Below are 17,120 nucleotides of genomic sequence, written 5' to 3'. Positions count from 1 at the left end.
AGGTACTCCCGGCCACAGTACCTCTGAACTGCTAAAACAGTCGCTTCTAGCCCTTCAGAAGCTGCCGGGCCATCACGATCCGCTGGACCTGGTTCGTGCCTTCGTAGATCTGGGTGATTTTCGCGTCGCGCATCATGCGTTCGACCGGGAAGTCCTTCGTGTAGCCGTAGCCGCCGAGCAGCTGGACCGCGTCGGTGGTGACGCGCATGGCGACGTCCGAGGCGTAGCATTTCGCGGCCGCGCCGAAGAACGGCAGGTCCGGGTCGTTGCGTTCGGACTTCGCCGCGGCCGCGTACACCAGCTGGCGGGCCGCTTCCAGGGTCATCGCCATGTCGGCGAGCATGAACTGGATGCCCTGGAACTCGGCGATCCGCTTGCCGAACTGGGTGCGCTCCTGCACGTACTCCAGCGCGCAGTCCAGCGCGCCCTGAGCGATGCCGACCGCCTGGGCCCCGATCGTCACGCGGGTGTGGTCCAGCGTCCGCAGGGCGATCTTCAGCCCGTCCCCCGGCGCGCCGATCATGCGGTCGGCCGGCAGGCGTACGTTGTCGAAGTGCAGTTCCCGGGTGGGTGAGCCCTTGATCCCGAGCTTGCGCTCCTTGGCGCCGAAGGAGAAGCCGGGGTCGGACTTCTCCACCACGAACGCGCTGATGTTGGCGCCGCGCCGGCCGTCCGGGTCCGTCACGGCCAGTACGGTGTAGAACTCGGAGAAGCCCGCGTTGGTGATCCACGACTTCTGGCCGTTGAGGATCCACTCGTCACCGGACGGTGTGGCGCGGGTCGTCATCGAGGCGGTGTCGCTGCCCGCCTCCCGCTCCGACAGGCCGTACGAGAACGCGGCGGCGCCCTGCGCCAGCGGGGTGAGGTAGCGCCGCTTGAGCTCCTCGGAACCACCGAGCATCACCGGCAGGCTGCCGAGTTTGTTGCAGCCGGGGATGAGGGACGACGTGGCGCAGACCCGGGCCACCTCCTCGATCACGATGCAGGTCGCCAGGGCGTCCGCGCCGACCCCGCCGTACTCCTCCGGTACGTGCGGCGCGTGGAAGTCCGTTGCCACCAGCGCGTCGTACGCGGCCTGCGGGAACTGAGCCGACTCGTCGACCTCCGCGGCGTGGGGTGCGATCTTGTCCTGGGCAACCGCCCGGACCGCCTCGCGTAGCGCCTCGTGGTCCTCGGAGAGCCGGAACAGGTCAAAGTCAGTGCTGCTCACAGGTGGTATTCCCATCAGTTTGTACGGGTGGTGAAGCCAGTAGGGAGGGATGGGCTCAGAACGTCTTGTCGCCGATGACCCCGGCGCGTTCCATCTTGCGGACGGCGGGCCAGTAGTCCTGTACGGCGTAGTGCTGGGTGCTGCGGTTGTCCCAGATCGCGAAGCTGTTGCGGGTCCAGCGCCAGCGGACCTGGTACTCCGGGACGGCGGCCTGACGGATCAGGTAGTTGAGCAGTTCGCTGCCGCCGGGGGTGTAGTCGAACCGCCACCGACCGCCGGGCCCTCGACCATCCGCAGCACGCAGCCCAGCGGCGGGGCCGCACGCCAGGTGGGCGATGGTGTCCTGCATGTGTGCCTCCCTCAAGAATCGGGATGGGAGAAGACCGAGGAGGTTCCAGAACCGCCCACCAGGGGCGTGATGGAGGCAACAGTAGGCGTGATTGCAGCCACAAACTTAACCCTGCGGGGCAAATTTCTTACCTTCATGGGACACCGCCTGAGTCGTAGCCAGGTGCCATCCCGGAGCAGTCCGGTTGCGGTGCGACGGAAATCTCAGACCCCGGCCGGCGCTGCGGACTGTAGAACCAACGCGGCCAGTTCGACCCGGCGGCGATCCTGCGCTCCAGGGAGAACACGGATGTCGAACATGCTGGCTGAGCCCGGTCAGGGAGTCGAACGACGGCGCCGTGGCCTGGGTCCGCTGAACAGGCTGCCGCTGGCGGGCAAGTTCCTCATCGCCATGACCCTGGTCGCGGTCACCGCGATCGTCACCGCCGCCAGCGGCCTGGTCGCACAGCGCCGGGCCAACGACGCCACCCAGCAGACCTACCAGAACGCCCTGGTGCCGACCACCGCGCTGGAGACGATGCGAGCCTCCGTGCTGCGCAGCTTCCTGAACCTCACGCTGCTGGCCTCGGCGTCGAACGAGCAGGCCGCCGCGACGCTGATCAAGCAGATCAAGGCCGAGGACCTGGTGCAGGACGCCGCCCTGAAGCAGTACGCGGAGCTCGGCTCACTGGCCGGAGACGCGCGTGCCGCCCAGATCGGACAGTCGCTGCTGACCTACCGGGAGACCCGCGACTCGCAGTTGCTGCCGGCGTTCACCGCCGGACAGAAGGCGGAGTACCTGACGCGTTTCAAGGGGCTGACCCCGCAGCTGGCCAAGTCCGGAGCCGTCCTCACGTCCCTGATCGACGCGGAGACCGCGCTGGCCGCTCAGCACGCCGCGCAGGCCGAGGATTCGTACCGTAGCAATCGGCTTTTTATGATCATCGTTTTGATCGCCGGCCTCGCCCTGGCGTTCGGCGCCGCCTGGCTGGTGATCCACCAGACGGTTCAATCGATCAAGCGGATGGCGGCCGTGCTGGAGCGGGTCGGCGCCGGCGATCTCACGCAGTTGGTCGAGGTCCGCTCCGGCGACGAGATCGGCACCATGGCCCGGGCCCTCAACGACGCGACGCAGAGCATGCGCGCCACCTTGAGCAACCTGGACCACTCGGCCTCCGAGCTGGCCTCCTCCGCGCAGCAGCTCACCGACGTCTCCGCCACCATGGGCGGCGGCATCGACGAGGTCGGCACCGAGGCGGAAGCCGTCGCCCGGGCCGCGGGCGACGTCTCGGCCAACGTGGCCGCCCTCGCCGCGGCGAGTGAGCAGATGGGCGCCTCCATCCGGGAGATCTCCCGCAACGCCGGACAGGCCGCGAGCGTGGCCAGCGAGGCGGTCCTGGTCGCCGAGTCGACCACGGCCGTTGTCGCCCAGCTCGGCGAGTCCTCGGCGCAGATCAGCGATGTGGTCAAGGCCATCACCGCGATCGCCGAGCAGACAAATCTGCTCGCGCTCAACGCCACCATCGAGGCCGCCCGCGCCGGGGACGCCGGCAAGGGCTTCGCCGTGGTCGCCACCGAGGTCAAGGAGCTCGCCCAGGAGACCGCCCGGTCCACCGAGGACATCGCGAACCAGGTCCAGGCGATCCAGCGCGACACCGGCAAGGCCGTCGAGGCGATCGCCGGCATCACCACCGTGATCGCGCAGATCAGCGAGTACCAGACCACCATCGCGGCCGCGGTGGAGCAGCAGACGGCCACGAGTCACGAGATCAACCGCAGCGTGACCGAGGCGGCGGGCGCGTCCGCCGGGATCGCCACAAACGTCTCGGCGGTCGCCGACGCCAGCCAGGTCGCCGGGGCGGGCGTGGTGCAGACCCACGTCGCCGCCGAGCAGGTCGCGCGGATGTCCAGCGACATCAAGACCCTGGTGTCCCGGTTCGTCATCTGAGCCGACGCATCCGGTGATCAGCCTGCCGGCCCCGAGGGCGGTGGTGACGGATCAACGCCCCAGACAGTTGGCGCCATCGGAGCCGGCTCAGCGCGAGGGCAGGCCGAGCCGGAGCAGGATCTCGCGGAGCCGGTGGCGGCCGCCCATCGACTCCGGGCCGCGCAGGCGGGCGAGCACGCGGCTGCTCCAGTCACCGGTCAGTCCGAACCGCTCGTTGTAGGCGGTCAGGCGTTCGTCGTACACGGGAATGTGCGCATCCGCTCCGTCCACGTCGTACGTCTCCCGGTGCAGCACCGCGGCCTGCGGCAACCGCGGCTTGATGCCGGCGTTCTCGCTCGGGTCGGGTTCGCCGACGGCCAGGCCGAAGGCCGCGACCACGTGCGGCGGCAGGTTCAGCTCCGCCGCGACCTCCACCGGCCGGTTGCGGATCGCGCCGACGAAGACGGAGCCGAGGCCGAGCGACCGGGCGGCCAGCACGGTGTTCTGGGCCGCGAGGGCGGTGTCGACGAAGCCGATGATGGTCGTCTCCAGGTAGTCGGCGGCGCCGACCTCGACCCCGGTGCGCCGGGCCAGCCGGCGGGCCCGGCCGAGGTCGGCCAGCCAGACCAGGAATCGGCCAGCCAGACCAGGAACAGGGGTGCCTGGGCCACGAACGCCTGGTTGCCGGCGAGCGTCGCGAGCCGGGCCTTGCGCTGGGGATCGCGGACCGCGACCACGCTCCACGGTTGCAGGTTGGACGAGGTGGGCGCGGACTGGGCGGCCGCGATCAGGGTGGCCAACTCCCGCTCGGTGACGTCGCGGGGGCCGAATCGGCGCACCGAGCGGTGCGCGAGTTGCAGCCGCAGGACGTCGTTGGGCGCGGCCAGGTCGACCGTCGGGTCGCCGTAGCGATCGGCGGCGGGACTTCGCAGGTCAGACATCACTTCTCCGTTCTGCCCGGCGTCCGCCGGAGGGATCGATTCACAACGATTACGAGGGGCCGCCACGGGAGCGCACCGTCATCTTTCCTTTATTCACCATAGGAGTACTAGGATATGGCTCGTGACCTGAGACACCTTCCTTGCGTCAGGGCAGGAGCGAACCGTGAACCTCAGACTTCTCTCGTCCATCCCCGGGCATACCCCCACCACCCATTCACCGCGGCGCCTTCAGCCTTCGCGGCGAGCGCGGACAGGATCGATGAAGCCGAGAATCGAACGGCTCCTCGACGCGTTGTCCGAGGCCCTGATGGGTCTTGCCGAGCTCCCGCTCGAGCCCGGCACTCCGGAGCACACCGAGGCGGTGCTCCGGCGCCGGTACAACGCTGAGCTCGAGGGCGACTGGCGCAAAATCTACTAGATCCGTAGATTACGGTCCTATGGACTTAGTACAAAAGGTCCGAGACTACGCTGAGCGGGAGCTGCGCCCGGCCGCCCTGCGCACCGATCGGGAGGGCGTCACCGCACGCCGCATCGCCGAACTGCGCGACCTCGGCCTGCTCAACCACCGGTCCCCCACCGAGTACGGCGGGCTGGCCGTCGACAGCGCGACCGACCGCCAGATCCACGAGATCATCGCGGGCGGCTGCCTCAACACCTGGCTGGTCTGGGCCCAGCACGCCGTGCTGGCCGGCCGTCTGGTCGGGCTCGCCGGATCGGGGCTCCCACTGCCCGGCCTCGGCCGCCGGGTCCTCACCGGCGAGGCTCTGCTCGGCGCCGGCGTCAGCGACGTACGCAGCTTCCCCCGCCGTTACATCGAAGCCATCCGGACCGACGACGGATGGATCTTCGACGGGACCATCTCCTGGGTCAGCGGCTGGGGCCTGCACACCGCCCTGGCCGTGTCCGCGGTCGAGAAGGACACCGAGACGGTGGTGACCGCCCTGGTGGAGCCCGGCGCGGGGCTCCGGGTGGGCGCCCCGCTCGACCTGGCCGCCGTCACCGGCAGCCGGACCGAGCGGGTGATCCTCGACCGGATCCCGATCCCGGACCGGCACGTGATCTCGCGACAGTCGCTGGAGCAGACCCGCTTCGACGACCTGGCCACCGCCAGTGACGCGCGCGCCCACCACTTCGGGCTGGCCGCCACCGTGCTGCGCGAGCTGGCGGAGACCCCGGATCCGCTGGTCCAGGCGGTCGCCACTACCTGGGAGCCGCGGGTGGCGCGGCTCCGGGAGACCGCGTACGCGCTCGCCGACGAGGCGGCCGCCGCCGGCGGTGGCCGCCACCGCCTCGAGGAGCGCCTGGCCGCCAAGACCGCCAGCGGCGAGGCCCTGGCGACGCTGACCCGGGCCCTGGTGGTCGCGCGGGCCGGGCGCGGTCTGGCCGGCGACGACACGGCCCAACTGCATGCCCGGTCCGCACTGTTCGTGCTGGTCCAGGGGCAGAGCCCCGACGTACGGCGCACCCAGCTGGCCGAACTGGCCCGCTGACGTCGGCACGATAGGTAACAGCAGCTCGGGCAGTCTATTAATCCTACGGGTTATATATGTATTCTGGTCATCGATGCACCTTGACGAAGTGGAGCGCACGATGACGACCAACCTCCGCGACGCCGGCCGGCTGGTCCAGCACAGGCTCGACGACCAAGCGTTCCGGCTTCAGTTCGAAAGCAACGCGATCTGGAACCGGATGGTCGCGGCCGGCGACCGGCTGCCGGACCTCCCGCTGGTCGAGGTCGATCTCGGCCCGATCCACCTGAACCGGCTACGCGACACCGGGCCCGTCGTGCTCGCCTTCTTCCGGCATGCAACCTCGGCCCCGTGCGATGCCGCTCTGCGCGACTACCGGGACTGCCTCGCGCCGGCACTGACCGAACTCGACGCCCACCTGGTGGCCGTCAGCCCGCAGGTGCCGGCCCGTCTGGAGGCCGTCAAACGGCGCCAGGATCTCGACTTCTTCGTCGCCTCGGACGCCCGGCACACCCTGATCGACGCGTTCAACATCGGCTTCAACAGCCCCGGCGCCGGCTCGGTTCTCGGCACGGGACGTTCGGTGCTGCCGTTCGCCGCCGTCGTCGTCGCCGACCGTGGTGGGATCGTCCGGTTCGCCGAGGTGCACGCCGACTGGTCGACCCGCACCGAGCCGCACCGGATCCTCGCCGCGGTTCGCGAGATCAACCGGCAATCGCGGCTCAGGAGCCCCGGTCACGATGCTGGCCGGGGCTCCCGCCCGTAGGTCTCGGCTTGCCGCCCGGTCCGATCAGCGCTTCAGGAGGGCGAAAACCCCCCAACCCAGAAATTCCCGCCGGAGTACGTGGCGTAGCGGGTCCCCGGTCAGCTCATCGCGGAAGGCTCCGGCCAGTTCGTCGTCGGGGTTCTCGTCGAGCCAGCGCCGGATGGTGAGCCAGTGCGGTGCGCTGTACCGATCCCAGCTGTCCGGGTCGGCGAGCACCCACTCGACCACGTCCCAGCCCTGGCGCTGGAAGCGTCGGACCAGCCCGGCCAGGTCGTCGAAATCGTCCCTGTGCTGGGCGTGGCACGCTTCGACGGTCTCCTGATCGGGCGGGTCCAGCCGCCAGTACGGCTCGCCGATGAGCAGCATGCCGCCCGGGCGCAGGCTGCGTTCGAGCAACTCGATGGTGCCGTTGACGCCGTCACCGATCCAGGTGGCGCCGATGCAGGCGGCGACATCGACGGGCCGGTCGGCGACGTAGCCGCCGGCGTCGCCGTGCACGAACGTGACCCGGTCGCTGACGCCGAGCTCGTCGGCCCGCCGCCGGGACATCTCGACGGCGACGGTGCTGAGGTCCACGCCCGTACCCGAGATGTGGTGGTCCCGGGCCCAGGTGCAGAGCAGTTCGCCGCGGCCCGAGGCCAGGTCGAGCAGGGTGCCCCCGGGCCGCAGCCGGATGGCGCGACCGAGAACGGCGAGCTTCTCAGCCGTGAACGGGTTGACGATCCGCTGATCGCCGTCGCGAATGGTGTGATGACGCGGAAGATCCACTTCCAAGGCTCCTGACGTACGAAGTTCGAGGGTGTCGATGCTTTAGCTGGTCGGCTCGGATCAGCACGCTCAACCGCGGCATCAAATGCACCCACTTCGGACGTCGGGCCAGAGACGGGGCCAGATTAGCCCGCGCTCGGTTCCGGCCCAACCGAATAACGCGGACTCACGAGACGAAGACCGGTCAGCGCGGAACCGCGGCCTGTTCGCCGGGCAGCGGGGGTGTCGGCTTGTCCGCCACGATCTCGTACACCAGGTCGGTGGTGATCGAACCGATCCGGGCCAGGTCCGAGGTGATCGCTTCGAGATCCTTCATGCCGGTGGCGACGATCTCCATGAGATAGCAGGACTCGCCGGTGACCCGCAGGCACCGCACGATCTGGGGGCGTCTTTCCAGTACGGACGCGACCTTGTCGTAGAGCGAGCCGTGCACCTTCATCCGGACCACCGCCCGCAACGCGTAACCGAGCGCCTCGGCGTCGACGCGGGCGGCGTACGAGGTGATGACACGGTTCTGCTCCAGCGCCCGCAGCCGCGCGCGGGTTGCCGACACGCTCAGCTGGATGGCGTCGGCCAGCTCCGCGAGAGTCGCGCGGCCGTCCCGCTGCACCGCCGCCAGCAATGCGTGATCCACTGTATCCAGCTCCCGGAGGGACCTGTCGTTCGTCATCCGGCCATATTGCCGCAGATTCAGCGGCCTGCGGCGACGACTTCCGCAAAAGCGTTCTGCCGTCCCGATGAGTCGCGGTCAAGACTGGAGGCCATGACCCGCTTCTCCCTTGTGGATGTGTTCGCTGAGCGCCCGCTGACCGGCAACCCTCTCGCGGTCGTTCCGGACGCCGACGACCTGACCGTGCCGCAGATGCGGGCGATCGCCCGTGAGTTCAACCAGTCCGAGACCACCTTCCTGCTGCGGCCCGGCGAAGCAGGCGTCGACCGGTGGCTGCGCTCGTTCACCCCGGCCGGAGTCGAGGTGGACGGTGCCGGGCACAACGCCCTGGGCGCCTGGCTCTGGCTCGCCGACCAGGGCCTGACCGGCGATCAACCGGTCGTCACGATGCACCAGCGGATCGGATCCGAGGTCCTCGCCGTCGAGGTCCGGCAGACGCCGGGCGAGCCGGCCCGCATCATCATGGATCAGGGCGTCCCCCACTTCGGCGAGAAATTCACCGACGACGAGCGGCTGGCCGCCGCGCTCGGACTCGAACCGAGTCACCTGTCCCGGGAGGCCACCGCCCAGGTGGTGTCCACCGGCGCCGCCCACCTGCTCGTCCCGTTCGCCACGCGCGAGGCGGTCGACGCGGCGGAAGCGGACAGCCGCGCCCTCGCCGCGCTGCTGGCCGAGGCCGGCGGCGAGGGCTGCTATCTCTACACCACCGCGGGCGGCGACGGGGCGGCCGCGTACACCCGGTTCTTCAATCCCACCGTGGGCATCGCGGAGGATCCGGCGACCGGCACCGCGGCGGGCCCGCTCGCCGTGGCCCTCGTCCGGTCGGGCCGAGTACCGGCCGATGCTCCCGTCCTGATCGAGCAGGGCCACCGGCTCGGCCACCCCAGCCGGATCCGGATCGACGTGACCGGCGACCGGGTGCGGATCTCCGGCTCCGGTGTGATCACCGCCCACGGCGAACTCCGCCTGGCCTGAACACCGCGGGTGCGGGTTCTCCGCCCGCCGCTTCGCCGCCGGCCGTTTCCAGGGCGGTGCGGGTGATCAGGCCGGTGATGCGGCCGTCGGTCGGGACGGCGAGCCGGTGGCGGCGATGGGCGTACGCAGGAGGGCTTCCGAGGCCGGCTCGCCGGTGCCGACCGTCGGCAGCGCTGGACGAAGTCCCGCAGCGGTGCGCCGGGCGCCGCGCCGGTGATCCCGGCGGTCGGCACCGCGCCGAGGATGTCTCCCGGGGCCGGCGGGCGGGGAAGCCGGCCCGGCGCAGCCAGCCGTCGTCGAAGTGTGTTGCCGATGACATCGAGCACACTCACGCCAATAACCTATTATACACATGGGAAATAAGGGTTATAGTCCGGACGCCGATCGGCTTCGGCACGGTACGGAATGGGCCCGTCCTGGAGGTTCGATGAAGCGCACCCTTGCCACCATCGCCGGCGCCGGCGGCCACCCCGGCCCGTACGAGCTGGCCCTGGACCCACGACAGTCCACCCTCGCCACCGCGAAGATCGTCGCCGAACGTGCCGAGGCGGCCCGGATCGACGCGCTGTTCGTGCCGGACCTGCTGGTCTTCGGCGCACAGGGCACGATCGGCGCACAGGAGCCGCTGATCTTCGTGGCCGCGCTCAGCCAGGTCACCTCGAAGGCGGGACTGATCGCGACCGTCTCCACGACGTTCCACCACCCGTTCAACCTGGCCCGGCTCTTCGGGACCCTGGATCACGTCAGCAACGGACGGGCCGCCTGGAACCTGGTCACCTCGTCGATCGGCGAGCAGAACTTCGGGCCGGGTGAGCTGCCGTCGCCCGAGCAGCGATACGCCCGCGCCGCCGAGACGCTCGAGGTCGTGCACAAGCTGTGGGACAGTTGGCGGCCGGGCGCGCTGCGGGCCGGGCCGGACGGCCAGGCGGTGCTGGACCCCGAGCTCGTCGAGCCGATCCGGCACCACGGGGAGTACTTCTCCGTCGAGGGCCCGATCAACATCCCGCCCCTGCCACAGGGGCGGCCCGTGCTGATCCAAGCCGGCCAATCCACGGCGGGCATCGCGCTCGGCGCCCGCTACGCCGAGGTCGTCTTCACGGCGTTGCCAACGCTCGCCGACGCCCACGAATTCACCGACCGGATTCGTGGACAGGCCGCGGCTCATGGGCGTACCCCCGATCTGCCGTTGATCTTCAGCTCTTTCCATGCGACCTTCGGCGCCACCGAGGCGGAAGCCCAGCGGCTGGTGCGGGAGCGGCTGGAGGCGATCGACTACGAGAAGGGGCGGGGCCTGGTCGCCGACATGCTCGGCGGTGGCCTGGACCTGTCCGAGGCGAAGCTGGACGAGCCGCTGCCGGAGAGCCTGCTGCCGGACATCTCCGCGATCAACCGCCGGCGGGGGCGGGCGGAGATCTTCAGCCGGCTGATCCGCGAGCGGCGGACGTTGCGCGAGCTGATCCAAGCGGCGCAGGACACCGGGCACTGGTCCGCGGCCGGCACCCCGGAGCAACTCGCGGACGCGGTGCAGGAGCGGTTCGAGGCCGGGGTGCTGGACGTGCTGTCGCTCGGCGGGCTGGCCGACGACGTGCAGCATGACTTCGTGGTCAACGGGCTGCTGCACGAGCTGCGACGGCGAGGCATCGTCAAGGAGGACTACCGGGGCCCGACACTGCGCGAGAACCTCGGGCTGGCGCGGCCCTCCGGCGATTTGAGCTGAGGTGGAGCCGGACCGCGGCGGCTGACGCGTCAGGGACGCCGAGGAGGCGTGACCTCACCCTCAAGAGGGAGCTTTGGAACTATCCGGACGTTCGCGCTCTCGAACCGGGTATCTGAGGCGATAGCCCGAGAACTGAGGAGAACGCGATGAAGTTCCGTATTGCAGCCGGCGCTTGCGTACTGGCCGCCGCTTTCCTGCTGGGCTTCCCGGCGGCCGGCGCGCAGGCCGCGACCGCCCTCGGCAGCGACCCGTACCAGCCCGGATACGGCAACCAGCCGGCGTGGATGCAGCAGCTCAACGCGCAAATGGCCACCGCCCACGAACTGGGTGACGTCAGCGATATCCTGCGCAACTCCTCAGGACGGTCCGGCGTCTCGTCGCCGACCCCGGGCGGCGGGTCAGGCATGGACGGTCTCCTCAACGGAATGAACTACTCCGGCCAGGTCAGCAACGACGTCTACGGGTACGAGCAGGGGGTCCGTGAGCCGAACGGACACTACGAATACTGATCTCCCCACTGTCGGGATGCCCGTCGGCACCAGAGCCGGCGGGCACCGCAATTAGTCCGATATCAAGCTCGGTGGCAGAGGAATTGACGCGGGCGTGGTCCTGTCCGTAGGTTGCGCAGTCTTGATCATGTGAACGAGGTGCTGACTCTGGCCTACATCGGTGGCTACTTCTGGTGGCGCAGGCGCACCCGCGACATGCTGGCCCCGATCAGCGGCGGGGCCGGGGACCCGACGGTGCACTGGGCGGTCCAGGCGTGGCAACTGGCCATCGTCACCTCGTTCGTGGTCCGGTTCGGAAATACCTCCTCGGACAGCACCCGGGACGGGATCGCGACCCGGCTGGTCTGGGACGCGATCCAGGCCGGCGTGCGGCTGGCCGGGCTCGCGCTCCTGCTGGTCGGCGTCTGGCAGATCCGTGAGCAGGTCCGCCGGCGGGTGGCCGAGATCGGCGTCGACCTGCGGATCAGGAACACTGGGTCCGGTCGGGTTCCGCTGGTTGCCCCGTTGGGCATGCCGGCCCTTCCGGCGGCGGCCGACCTCGAACCGGCCGACGACGGGTTCTGGCAGCGGGTCGGCCGGCTTGCCGGCGCGGCCGGTGCTGACCTGGCGCTGTTGGAGATCACCGGCAAGGCCACACGACGGTGGGCGCTGGTGCCGCCGGCCGGGGACCTGGCCGCGGTCCGCGCCGCGGTGCCCGACGGCGCGATCGTCACCGTCTTCGCCGAGCCGCCGAGCGCCGCCGACACGACGGCGTTCATTCCGGTGCCCGCCGACTACTACCACGGCTTCCTCGAGGACGACGTGACCGGCGCGTTCTCGTACCAGACCGTCAGGCCCACCGGGGTCCCGGTGTTCCTCGCCCGGGCTCGCAACGCACGGCGGTGGGCGCTCTACCCGACCGAGAGTCCCTCTTCCGTGACCGCGGTTGCCGGGCCCGCCTGACGCGAAGGAAGCAGGATCGCCGGCGCACCCGGTGGGATCGCCCCTTTCTCGATCTTCGAACGCGGGTCAGGAAGTCGGCGGGGCCGGGCGTCGCTCACGGAACACGCGGAGGGCGTGGCGGCCCGAGGGGCGCCGGCGGGACTCGTCGATCATCGCGCGCAGCGGGGGCGGGGTGTCGGCCAGGTCGGGCACGGCGCCGCCGTACTCGTCGGGCCAGACGACCGGTGCGGCGGCGACCGCGAACGCCATGTCGGCCAGGGTGAAGCGGTCTCCGGTCAGGTAGCGGCGGCCGTCGGCGAGGCGCCGGTCCACGTCGTCCAGAACGGAACGGATGGTGCGTCGCGCGGCCTGTTCCCGCGCGTCGGTCAGCCGGAGCAGGATCCGCAACACGGTCGCGAACGCCGGATACGCGCGCCGGACCGCGGCGGCCTCGCGGGCCGGGGTGCCCGAGCTGAGCGGCCCGACCATCACGCTGCGTTCGGGCAGCAGGTGGTAGTAGGCGAGGACGGTGGTGGCGCCGCCGAGCGTGCTGTTGAACAGTCTCCAGTCGGCACCGAAGCCGTCGCCGTCGAGCAGCCGGCGCTCGGGTGGGCAGCGTGCGTCGAAGTGCTCGACGATCCGCTGCACCCGGTCCAGCCGCAGCGTCCCGTCGTACAGCAGCGGGAAGCGCAGCGTGCAGCCGTGCCGCAGGGTGGTCAGGGTCGTGTACCCGAAGGCGTGCCGGCGCTCCTCGTACGCGATGCCGTAGTGGGTGAGCAGGAACCGGCTGAACTCACAGTCCAGGCTGGGCGGGAAGGTGATCAGTCGCAGGTCGGGCACGGGCGTGTTCTCCGATCGGGTCGGTCATCGGCTCAGTAGGCCGAGACAGCGCAGCGCGGCCACGCCGGGCAGGAAGAAGTAGGCGCCGCCCCGGGTGGTGACGAAGTTCGGGATGCCGTGGATCCGGCCGGCGAACGGTTCCTGCGGGACGGTGAAGGTGCCGCCCGCGCCCAGCAGCGGGTCCTGCTCGTCGTAGAGGCCGCCGAAGTGCCGGTTGTTCAGCCAGGTGTGCTGGATGAACTCGAATTGGCGGTCGATGTTCGCGTTGACGCAGATGAAGATCAGCCCGCGGTCGCGGCCGTCGTCGGTGAACGGGTCCCGCGGGGCGGGGCCGTACACCCGCCCGCGCCGGACGATGCGGTGCAGGTTGGCGAGTTCGATCGACCGGTGGGCGTCGTCGCCCTGGCCGTCGCGGGGGTTGGCCCGGCGGGTGTGCGCGCCGATCGGGCAGCGCTCGCCGTCCGGGTCGACCTCGGCGAACCCGAAACCGTTGTCCTCGGCCAGGTCCACGTCGTCGCGGTGTGGTGAGCGGACCAGGGACGTGCCGCTGCGCCAGCGGCCGACCAGCTTGGCGGCGAGCCGCTCGATGGCCTCGTCCCGGCGGACGCCGGTGTCGTCGCCGGTCGCCTCGGCCAGGTAGCGGTTGAAGCCGGCCACGTCCTGGGCGAGCTGCCGGACGACGAGGTACGTGCCGTTGCGCCCGAAGTCGGCGCCGGCGACCGTCGGCGACGGTGTCACCCTGCCGTACCCGTTGGCGTACCCGAGGACGAACTCACCGGTCGCGACGACCTGGCGGCGCGCCTCGTCGCCGCCCAGCCCGGTCTCCTGGCCGGTTCCGGCGATCACCGGCTGGGACATCCCGTCGGCGAAGCCGAAGTGCTCGACCCCGAACTTCCCGCCGAGCGACTGGGTGCCGGGCAGCGGTTCGGGGTTCAGCGTGTGGACGACCTCGAAGGCCCCGCCCACGGTCAGGCGGCCGACGACGTCCTCGTCGAGCGCCTGCAGGTCCGGCTGGTCCGCGGCGAACAGCAACAGCAGCACGTGCAGCCGGCCGGCGCTCGCGCCGGTCCTGCCCGGATGGCCCCACTGCCAGCGTGACGGCGCGCTGGAGCCGGTGTCGCCGAGCAGACGCTGCCGGTGCGGCAGCACCATGCCCTCGCGGAACGGCGCGGCGAACGTGTCCAGTTCGTCCGCGCGTAGTCCGAGAGCCGCGAGGCCGGTGCCGGTGAACGCGACGTTCACGCAGCCGGACCACTCCGCCCGCTCGGCGGTCGTCAGTCGTTCGGCCAGGTCGACCAGCCGTCGCCGGGCGGCGGTCGGGGTGTTCACCCGGAGCATCACGTAGCGGGCGTGATGCATCCGGGCGTATCCGCTGACCACCAGTCCCTGCACGTCGGCCTTCTCCAGTGGCGTCATATCGCCTGCCCTTCCGTCTAGAGCCGCCGCAGCCAGGTCCGGGTCTCGTCGGGTCCGAGGAGAAATCCGAGGTCGCGCCGGATGGCCATGTTGTTGGCGATGTTCGGCACGGACAGGTGGGGGTAGGCGCTGTACCAGACCCGGGTGCGCACCATCCCGTACCGTGCGAAGGCTTTGAAGCGGGCTTCATCGCGGGCGCCGTCGCTGGTCAGCCAGCGGGTGGCGGGGAAACCGACGGCGTTGTCGGTGTTGGTCCACACGGCGGTAAGGCCACCGGAGGCCAGGTCGATGAACTCGTTGAGGTAGCTCTCCCAGCTGCCGTCGTAGTTGCTCAGGAAGATCAACCGGCGGCCGTCCGGAGTCATGGTCCACCGGGCGAAGTGGATCGAGGAGATGCCGCCGAGGCTGCCGCGGTTGTCCACGAGCCGGGCCCGGGCCTGGACGGCGGCGAGCACCGCGCGCAGCGTGATGCGCCGGAACCGGCCCGGCTTGATCTCCGCGACGCTGGCCAGATGGTTCTGGTCGCCCCGGTCCTCGAACTCGCGGACCTCGGAGATCCGCCCGCTGACCGCGGCGAAGGCCGCCTGCCAGGTCGGCGAACGCTTCCGGTCGTGCTCGTCGTCGCGTTTCTCGGCGGACCGCAGCCGGCCGGCCACGGCCGCCGCACCGGCGGCGACCGCCAGCAGGGCGAGCCGGGCACCGTGCTGGTGGGGGGCCCTGCCGATCAGCAGGAGCAGGCCCAGCGCCGCCGGGGCCACGGCCAGTCCGGCGATCCAGCGTCCGTTTCTGACCAGGAAGGGCACCGGTGCGGGGTCGAGCGCCCAGGCCAGGTCGCGACGGCCGCGGACGTACGCGACGATCGCCGCGTGGACCAGTCCGGGCGACTGCCCGCGCAGGGCCGCACCCTCCGGGCCGTCGAGAAATTCCCGGATCCGGGTACGCAGGCGGTCCTCGCGCCGGACCTCGCCGACCGAGCGGCCGGGCCGGGCGACGTAGAACACGTTCGTGCCGATGTCGTGCGCCGTGAGGTACCGCACCAGGTCGAAGCCGCTCTCGCCGGGATGCCCCGCACAGTGCCGGTAGATCTCGTCGACCGTGCCGTCGGCGAGGTCCCGCAGCTGTCGCAGGAACCGGGCCGTCGGACCGTCGATGTTGCCCTCGAACACCAGCGAGGCCCGATCGTCGTCCGGGCCCGCGCTACCGGGCAGGATGCTCAGGCTCGCGAAGTGGACCGTGCCGAGCCGGTCGAAGCCGAGCGGGTCCCGGCCGCGGTCCGCGTCGATCCGGTCGAGCAGGCGGGTGACGGCGTCGACGTGGCCCGGCTTGATGTCGGTGAGAATCGTGAAAGCGGACTGTCTCATGCCGCCCTCCCCTGTCCGAACTCGACGAGCAGACGGTCCGGGAACGGGCCGTCGTAGCGGATGCGGCCCGGCCGTCCGGGTGCCGGGCGCAGGCCGTCCAGGCGCAGCAGGGCCGCGATCAGCTCGGTCACCTGGACGTCGTTGACGTACCGGCCGAAGCAGCGGTGCAGCCCGTGCCCGTCGGACAGGTACCGGGAGGCCGGGCGGTCACCGCGCAGGCTGCCCGGGTCGGGGAAGGCGGCCGGGTCGAACATCGCCGGCAGCAGGGCGGCGTACACCTTGCGGCCGGCCGGGATCCGGCGCTGACGGGGCGTGCCGGCGGCCAGTACGGTGTCGCGGGCCGTGTGCCGGACCACCGCGGCCGTGAGCGGGTTGAAGCGCTGCGCCTCGAGGGCATACCGGCGGACGAGATCCGTGTCGCCGTCGAGCGCCGCGTCCCTGGCCCGGCGTAGCGCGCAACCGTGCCGCAGGAGCCGCTCGACGGCCTGCGCGGTGACCTTCGAGGTCGGCTCGATCGCTCCGACCACGACCCCGCCGAGGGTACGCCGGATGCCCTCGGGGCTCAGCCGCGTGCGCGGGTCGTCGCGCAGCCGGATCAGCCGGGTGAGGAAGTCGTCCGGTGCCGGGGTCCCGGTGGACAGCATCGCCAGGCGCCTGGCGATCAGTTCGTCGGCGTACGCGTGGAACTCGGCGGCGGCGTGCAGGGCGGCACGGCGGGCGTCGCGGTCGCCGCCCGAGTTCAGGAACGCCTCGCGGAACAGCGCCCGCGTCCAGCGCATCATCGTCACCGGGTCCGGCCCCGGAAGGCCGAAGTAGTCACCGGCCAGCCGCAGCGCCGCGGGGCGGGCGAGATCCTGCACCACGTCGAGCCGGCCGCGGGGCCGCCTCGCGAGCAGTTCCGCCGTGACGGCCCGGACGGTCGAGCGGATCCGGGCCGGATCCTGCGGCTGTACGCAGCTCTGCAGGATCGACCGCTCCCGCGAATAGTGCGTGGAGCGGTCCATGCTGAGGATGAACGGGCCGTTGATCCGGTCCATCGGGGCACTGTTGATCTCGGCGATGGTGAAGTCCTCGTCGCGTTCCAGCACCTCTCGGACGTCGTCGTACCTGGTGACCACCACGATCCCGGCGACCGAGAGAATGGGTGCGAAACGGCGCAACGGCCTGCCTATCGCGCGGATCAGGGTCGCGTTGGTGGCCAGTGCCATGGGTGCGCTCCTCTCGGATTCCGGCAGCGTCGCCCGCCCGGCGGCCCGACCGGCAGGGACCAGCGCCCCGGTCGTGGCCGGGACAGCCGCAGCCC

The 17,120-nt window shown here is 70.8% G+C and carries 18 protein-coding genes; 8 read left to right on the top strand and 10 right to left on the bottom strand.

The genetic code is table 11. From position 1 onward, the window contains the following. Window positions 1-46: 46 nt before the first annotated feature. Together CHC09_RS16265 and CHC09_RS16260 are read right to left on the bottom strand one after the other, a co-directional pair. Complete coding sequence (locus tag CHC09_RS16265; protein ID WP_239138238.1) at window positions 47-1,210, bottom strand: acyl-CoA dehydrogenase family protein; 1,164 nt, start codon at window positions 1,208-1,210, stop codon at window positions 47-49. A gap of 55 nt (window positions 1,211-1,265) precedes the next feature. Next, complete coding sequence (locus tag CHC09_RS16260; RefSeq protein WP_203833086.1) at window positions 1,266-1,559, bottom strand: TauD/TfdA family dioxygenase; 294 nt, start codon at window positions 1,557-1,559, stop codon at window positions 1,266-1,268. A gap of 288 nt (window positions 1,560-1,847) precedes the next feature. Between CHC09_RS16260 and CHC09_RS16255 the strand changes: the two genes are divergently transcribed. Then, a complete protein-coding gene (locus tag CHC09_RS16255; protein ID WP_179277129.1) occupies window positions 1,848-3,485 on the top strand; it encodes a methyl-accepting chemotaxis protein in 1,638 nt (545 codons plus the stop codon). A gap of 87 nt (window positions 3,486-3,572) precedes the next feature. On the opposite strand, the gene CHC09_RS48440 is transcribed toward CHC09_RS16255, so the two are convergent. Further along, window positions 3,573-3,962 carry a nitroreductase family protein gene (locus CHC09_RS48440; RefSeq protein WP_275407864.1) on the bottom strand — a complete coding sequence of 130 codons (390 nt, stop codon included), beginning with the start codon at window positions 3,960-3,962 and terminating at the stop codon, window positions 3,573-3,575. Beyond that, window positions 3,878-4,405, bottom strand: a complete 528-nt coding sequence (locus CHC09_RS48435; RefSeq protein WP_275407863.1) for a nitroreductase family protein — start codon at window positions 4,403-4,405, stop codon at window positions 3,878-3,880. The genes CHC09_RS48440 and CHC09_RS48435 overlap by 85 nt, the downstream gene beginning before the upstream one ends. Before the next feature lie 259 nt (window positions 4,406-4,664). Here CHC09_RS48435 and CHC09_RS46315 point away from each other — a divergent pair, with 259 nt between their 5' ends. The 3 genes from CHC09_RS46315 to CHC09_RS16240 all read left to right on the top strand — a co-directional run bounded on the left by CHC09_RS46315 (window position 4,665) and on the right by CHC09_RS16240 (window position 6,640). Beyond that, window positions 4,665-4,823 carry a hypothetical protein gene (locus CHC09_RS46315; protein WP_179277128.1) on the top strand — a complete coding sequence of 53 codons (159 nt, stop codon included), beginning with the start codon at window positions 4,665-4,667 and terminating at the stop codon, window positions 4,821-4,823. 19 nt (window positions 4,824-4,842) lie between these two features. Beyond that, a complete protein-coding gene (locus CHC09_RS16245; RefSeq protein WP_089293939.1) occupies window positions 4,843-5,895 on the top strand; it encodes an acyl-CoA dehydrogenase family protein in 1,053 nt (350 codons plus the stop codon). A gap of 100 nt (window positions 5,896-5,995) precedes the next feature. Beyond that, on the top strand, window positions 5,996-6,640 hold the full coding sequence (locus CHC09_RS16240) for a redoxin domain-containing protein (protein ID WP_089294192.1): 645 nt from the start codon (window positions 5,996-5,998) through the stop codon (window positions 6,638-6,640). A 24-nt stretch (window positions 6,641-6,664) separates the two neighbouring features. On the opposite strand, the gene CHC09_RS16235 is transcribed toward CHC09_RS16240, so the two are convergent. Together CHC09_RS16235 and CHC09_RS16230 are read right to left on the bottom strand one after the other, a co-directional pair. Further along, window positions 6,665-7,408: an SAM-dependent methyltransferase gene (locus CHC09_RS16235; protein ID WP_089293938.1), complete on the bottom strand. Its 744-nt coding sequence runs from the start codon at window positions 7,406-7,408 to the stop codon at window positions 6,665-6,667. A 184-nt stretch (window positions 7,409-7,592) separates the two neighbouring features. Beyond that, complete coding sequence (locus CHC09_RS16230; RefSeq protein ID WP_089293937.1) at window positions 7,593-8,078, bottom strand: Lrp/AsnC family transcriptional regulator; 486 nt, start codon at window positions 8,076-8,078, stop codon at window positions 7,593-7,595. Window positions 8,079-8,171: 93 nt separating this feature from the next. On the opposite strand from CHC09_RS16230, the gene CHC09_RS16225 reads away from it, so the two are divergent. The 4 genes from CHC09_RS16225 to CHC09_RS16210 all read left to right on the top strand — a co-directional run bounded on the left by CHC09_RS16225 (window position 8,172) and on the right by CHC09_RS16210 (window position 12,221). After that, window positions 8,172-9,053, top strand: coding sequence for a PhzF family phenazine biosynthesis protein (locus CHC09_RS16225; RefSeq protein ID WP_089293936.1), 882 nt, complete (start codon window positions 8,172-8,174; stop codon window positions 9,051-9,053). A gap of 427 nt (window positions 9,054-9,480) precedes the next feature. After that, window positions 9,481-10,770, top strand: a complete 1,290-nt coding sequence (locus tag CHC09_RS16220) for an NtaA/DmoA family FMN-dependent monooxygenase (RefSeq protein WP_089293935.1) — start codon at window positions 9,481-9,483, stop codon at window positions 10,768-10,770. Window positions 10,771-10,916: 146 nt separating this feature from the next. Then, window positions 10,917-11,279, top strand: coding sequence for a hypothetical protein (locus tag CHC09_RS16215; RefSeq protein WP_089293934.1), 363 nt, complete (start codon window positions 10,917-10,919; stop codon window positions 11,277-11,279). 129 nt (window positions 11,280-11,408) lie between these two features. Further along, window positions 11,409-12,221 (top strand): hypothetical protein, encoded by an 813-nt coding sequence (locus tag CHC09_RS16210; RefSeq protein ID WP_089293933.1) that lies wholly within the window; start codon window positions 11,409-11,411, stop codon window positions 12,219-12,221. A gap of 66 nt (window positions 12,222-12,287) precedes the next feature. Here the strand turns inward: CHC09_RS16210 and CHC09_RS16205 are convergent, their stop codons facing one another. The 4 genes from CHC09_RS16205 to CHC09_RS16190 are packed head-to-tail and all read right to left on the bottom strand — an operon-like array spanning window position 12,288 to window position 17,025. Further along, a complete protein-coding gene (locus tag CHC09_RS16205; RefSeq protein WP_089293932.1) occupies window positions 12,288-13,040 on the bottom strand; it encodes a glutathione S-transferase C-terminal domain-containing protein in 753 nt (250 codons plus the stop codon). A gap of 24 nt (window positions 13,041-13,064) precedes the next feature. Then, window positions 13,065-14,456 (bottom strand): Dyp-type peroxidase, encoded by a 1,392-nt coding sequence (locus tag CHC09_RS16200; RefSeq protein WP_089293931.1) that lies wholly within the window; start codon window positions 14,454-14,456, stop codon window positions 13,065-13,067. 17 nt (window positions 14,457-14,473) lie between these two features. Continuing rightward, window positions 14,474-15,817, bottom strand: coding sequence for a hypothetical protein (locus tag CHC09_RS16195; RefSeq protein WP_089293930.1), 1,344 nt, complete (start codon window positions 15,815-15,817; stop codon window positions 14,474-14,476). Continuing rightward, window positions 15,814-17,025, bottom strand: a complete 1,212-nt coding sequence (locus tag CHC09_RS16190; RefSeq protein WP_089293929.1) for a cytochrome P450 — start codon at window positions 17,023-17,025, stop codon at window positions 15,814-15,816. The genes CHC09_RS16195 and CHC09_RS16190 overlap by 4 nt, the downstream gene beginning before the upstream one ends. Between the last annotated feature and the right edge of the window lie 95 nt (window positions 17,026-17,120).

This window comes from Actinoplanes regularis, assembly GCF_900188005.1.
GTDB classification, from domain to species: Bacteria; Actinomycetota; Actinomycetes; order Mycobacteriales; family Micromonosporaceae; genus Actinoplanes; species Actinoplanes regularis.
This window is presented reverse-complemented; position numbering and strand designations above follow the sequence as displayed.

Excerpts from the sequence above, each read along its gene's own strand:
- CHC09_RS16230 (WP_089293937.1), bottom strand. The coding sequence starts at position 8,078 with ATGACGAACGACAGGTCCCTCCGGGAGCTGGATACAGTGGATCACGCA.
- CHC09_RS16240 (WP_089294192.1), top strand. The coding sequence starts at position 5,996 with ATGACGACCAACCTCCGCGACGCCGGCCGGCTGGTCCAGCACAGGCTC.
- CHC09_RS48435 (WP_275407863.1), bottom strand. The coding sequence starts at position 4,405 with ATGTCTGACCTGCGAAGTCCCGCCGCCGATCGCTACGGCGACCCGACG.
- CHC09_RS16200 (WP_089293931.1), bottom strand. The coding sequence starts at position 14,456 with ATGACGCCACTGGAGAAGGCCGACGTGCAGGGACTGGTGGTCAGCGGA.
- CHC09_RS16255 (WP_179277129.1), top strand. The coding sequence starts at position 1,848 with ATGTCGAACATGCTGGCTGAGCCCGGTCAGGGAGTCGAACGACGGCGC.
- CHC09_RS16225 (WP_089293936.1), top strand. The coding sequence starts at position 8,172 with ATGACCCGCTTCTCCCTTGTGGATGTGTTCGCTGAGCGCCCGCTGACC.
- CHC09_RS16245 (WP_089293939.1), top strand. The coding sequence starts at position 4,843 with ATGGACTTAGTACAAAAGGTCCGAGACTACGCTGAGCGGGAGCTGCGC.
- CHC09_RS16190 (WP_089293929.1), bottom strand. The coding sequence starts at position 17,025 with ATGGCACTGGCCACCAACGCGACCCTGATCCGCGCGATAGGCAGGCCG.
- CHC09_RS16215 (WP_089293934.1), top strand. The coding sequence starts at position 10,917 with ATGAAGTTCCGTATTGCAGCCGGCGCTTGCGTACTGGCCGCCGCTTTC.
- CHC09_RS16220 (WP_089293935.1), top strand. The coding sequence starts at position 9,481 with ATGAAGCGCACCCTTGCCACCATCGCCGGCGCCGGCGGCCACCCCGGC.
- CHC09_RS16195 (WP_089293930.1), bottom strand. The coding sequence starts at position 15,817 with ATGAGACAGTCCGCTTTCACGATTCTCACCGACATCAAGCCGGGCCAC.
- CHC09_RS16260 (WP_203833086.1), bottom strand. The coding sequence starts at position 1,559 with ATGCAGGACACCATCGCCCACCTGGCGTGCGGCCCCGCCGCTGGGCTG.
- CHC09_RS46315 (WP_179277128.1), top strand. The coding sequence starts at position 4,665 with ATGAAGCCGAGAATCGAACGGCTCCTCGACGCGTTGTCCGAGGCCCTG.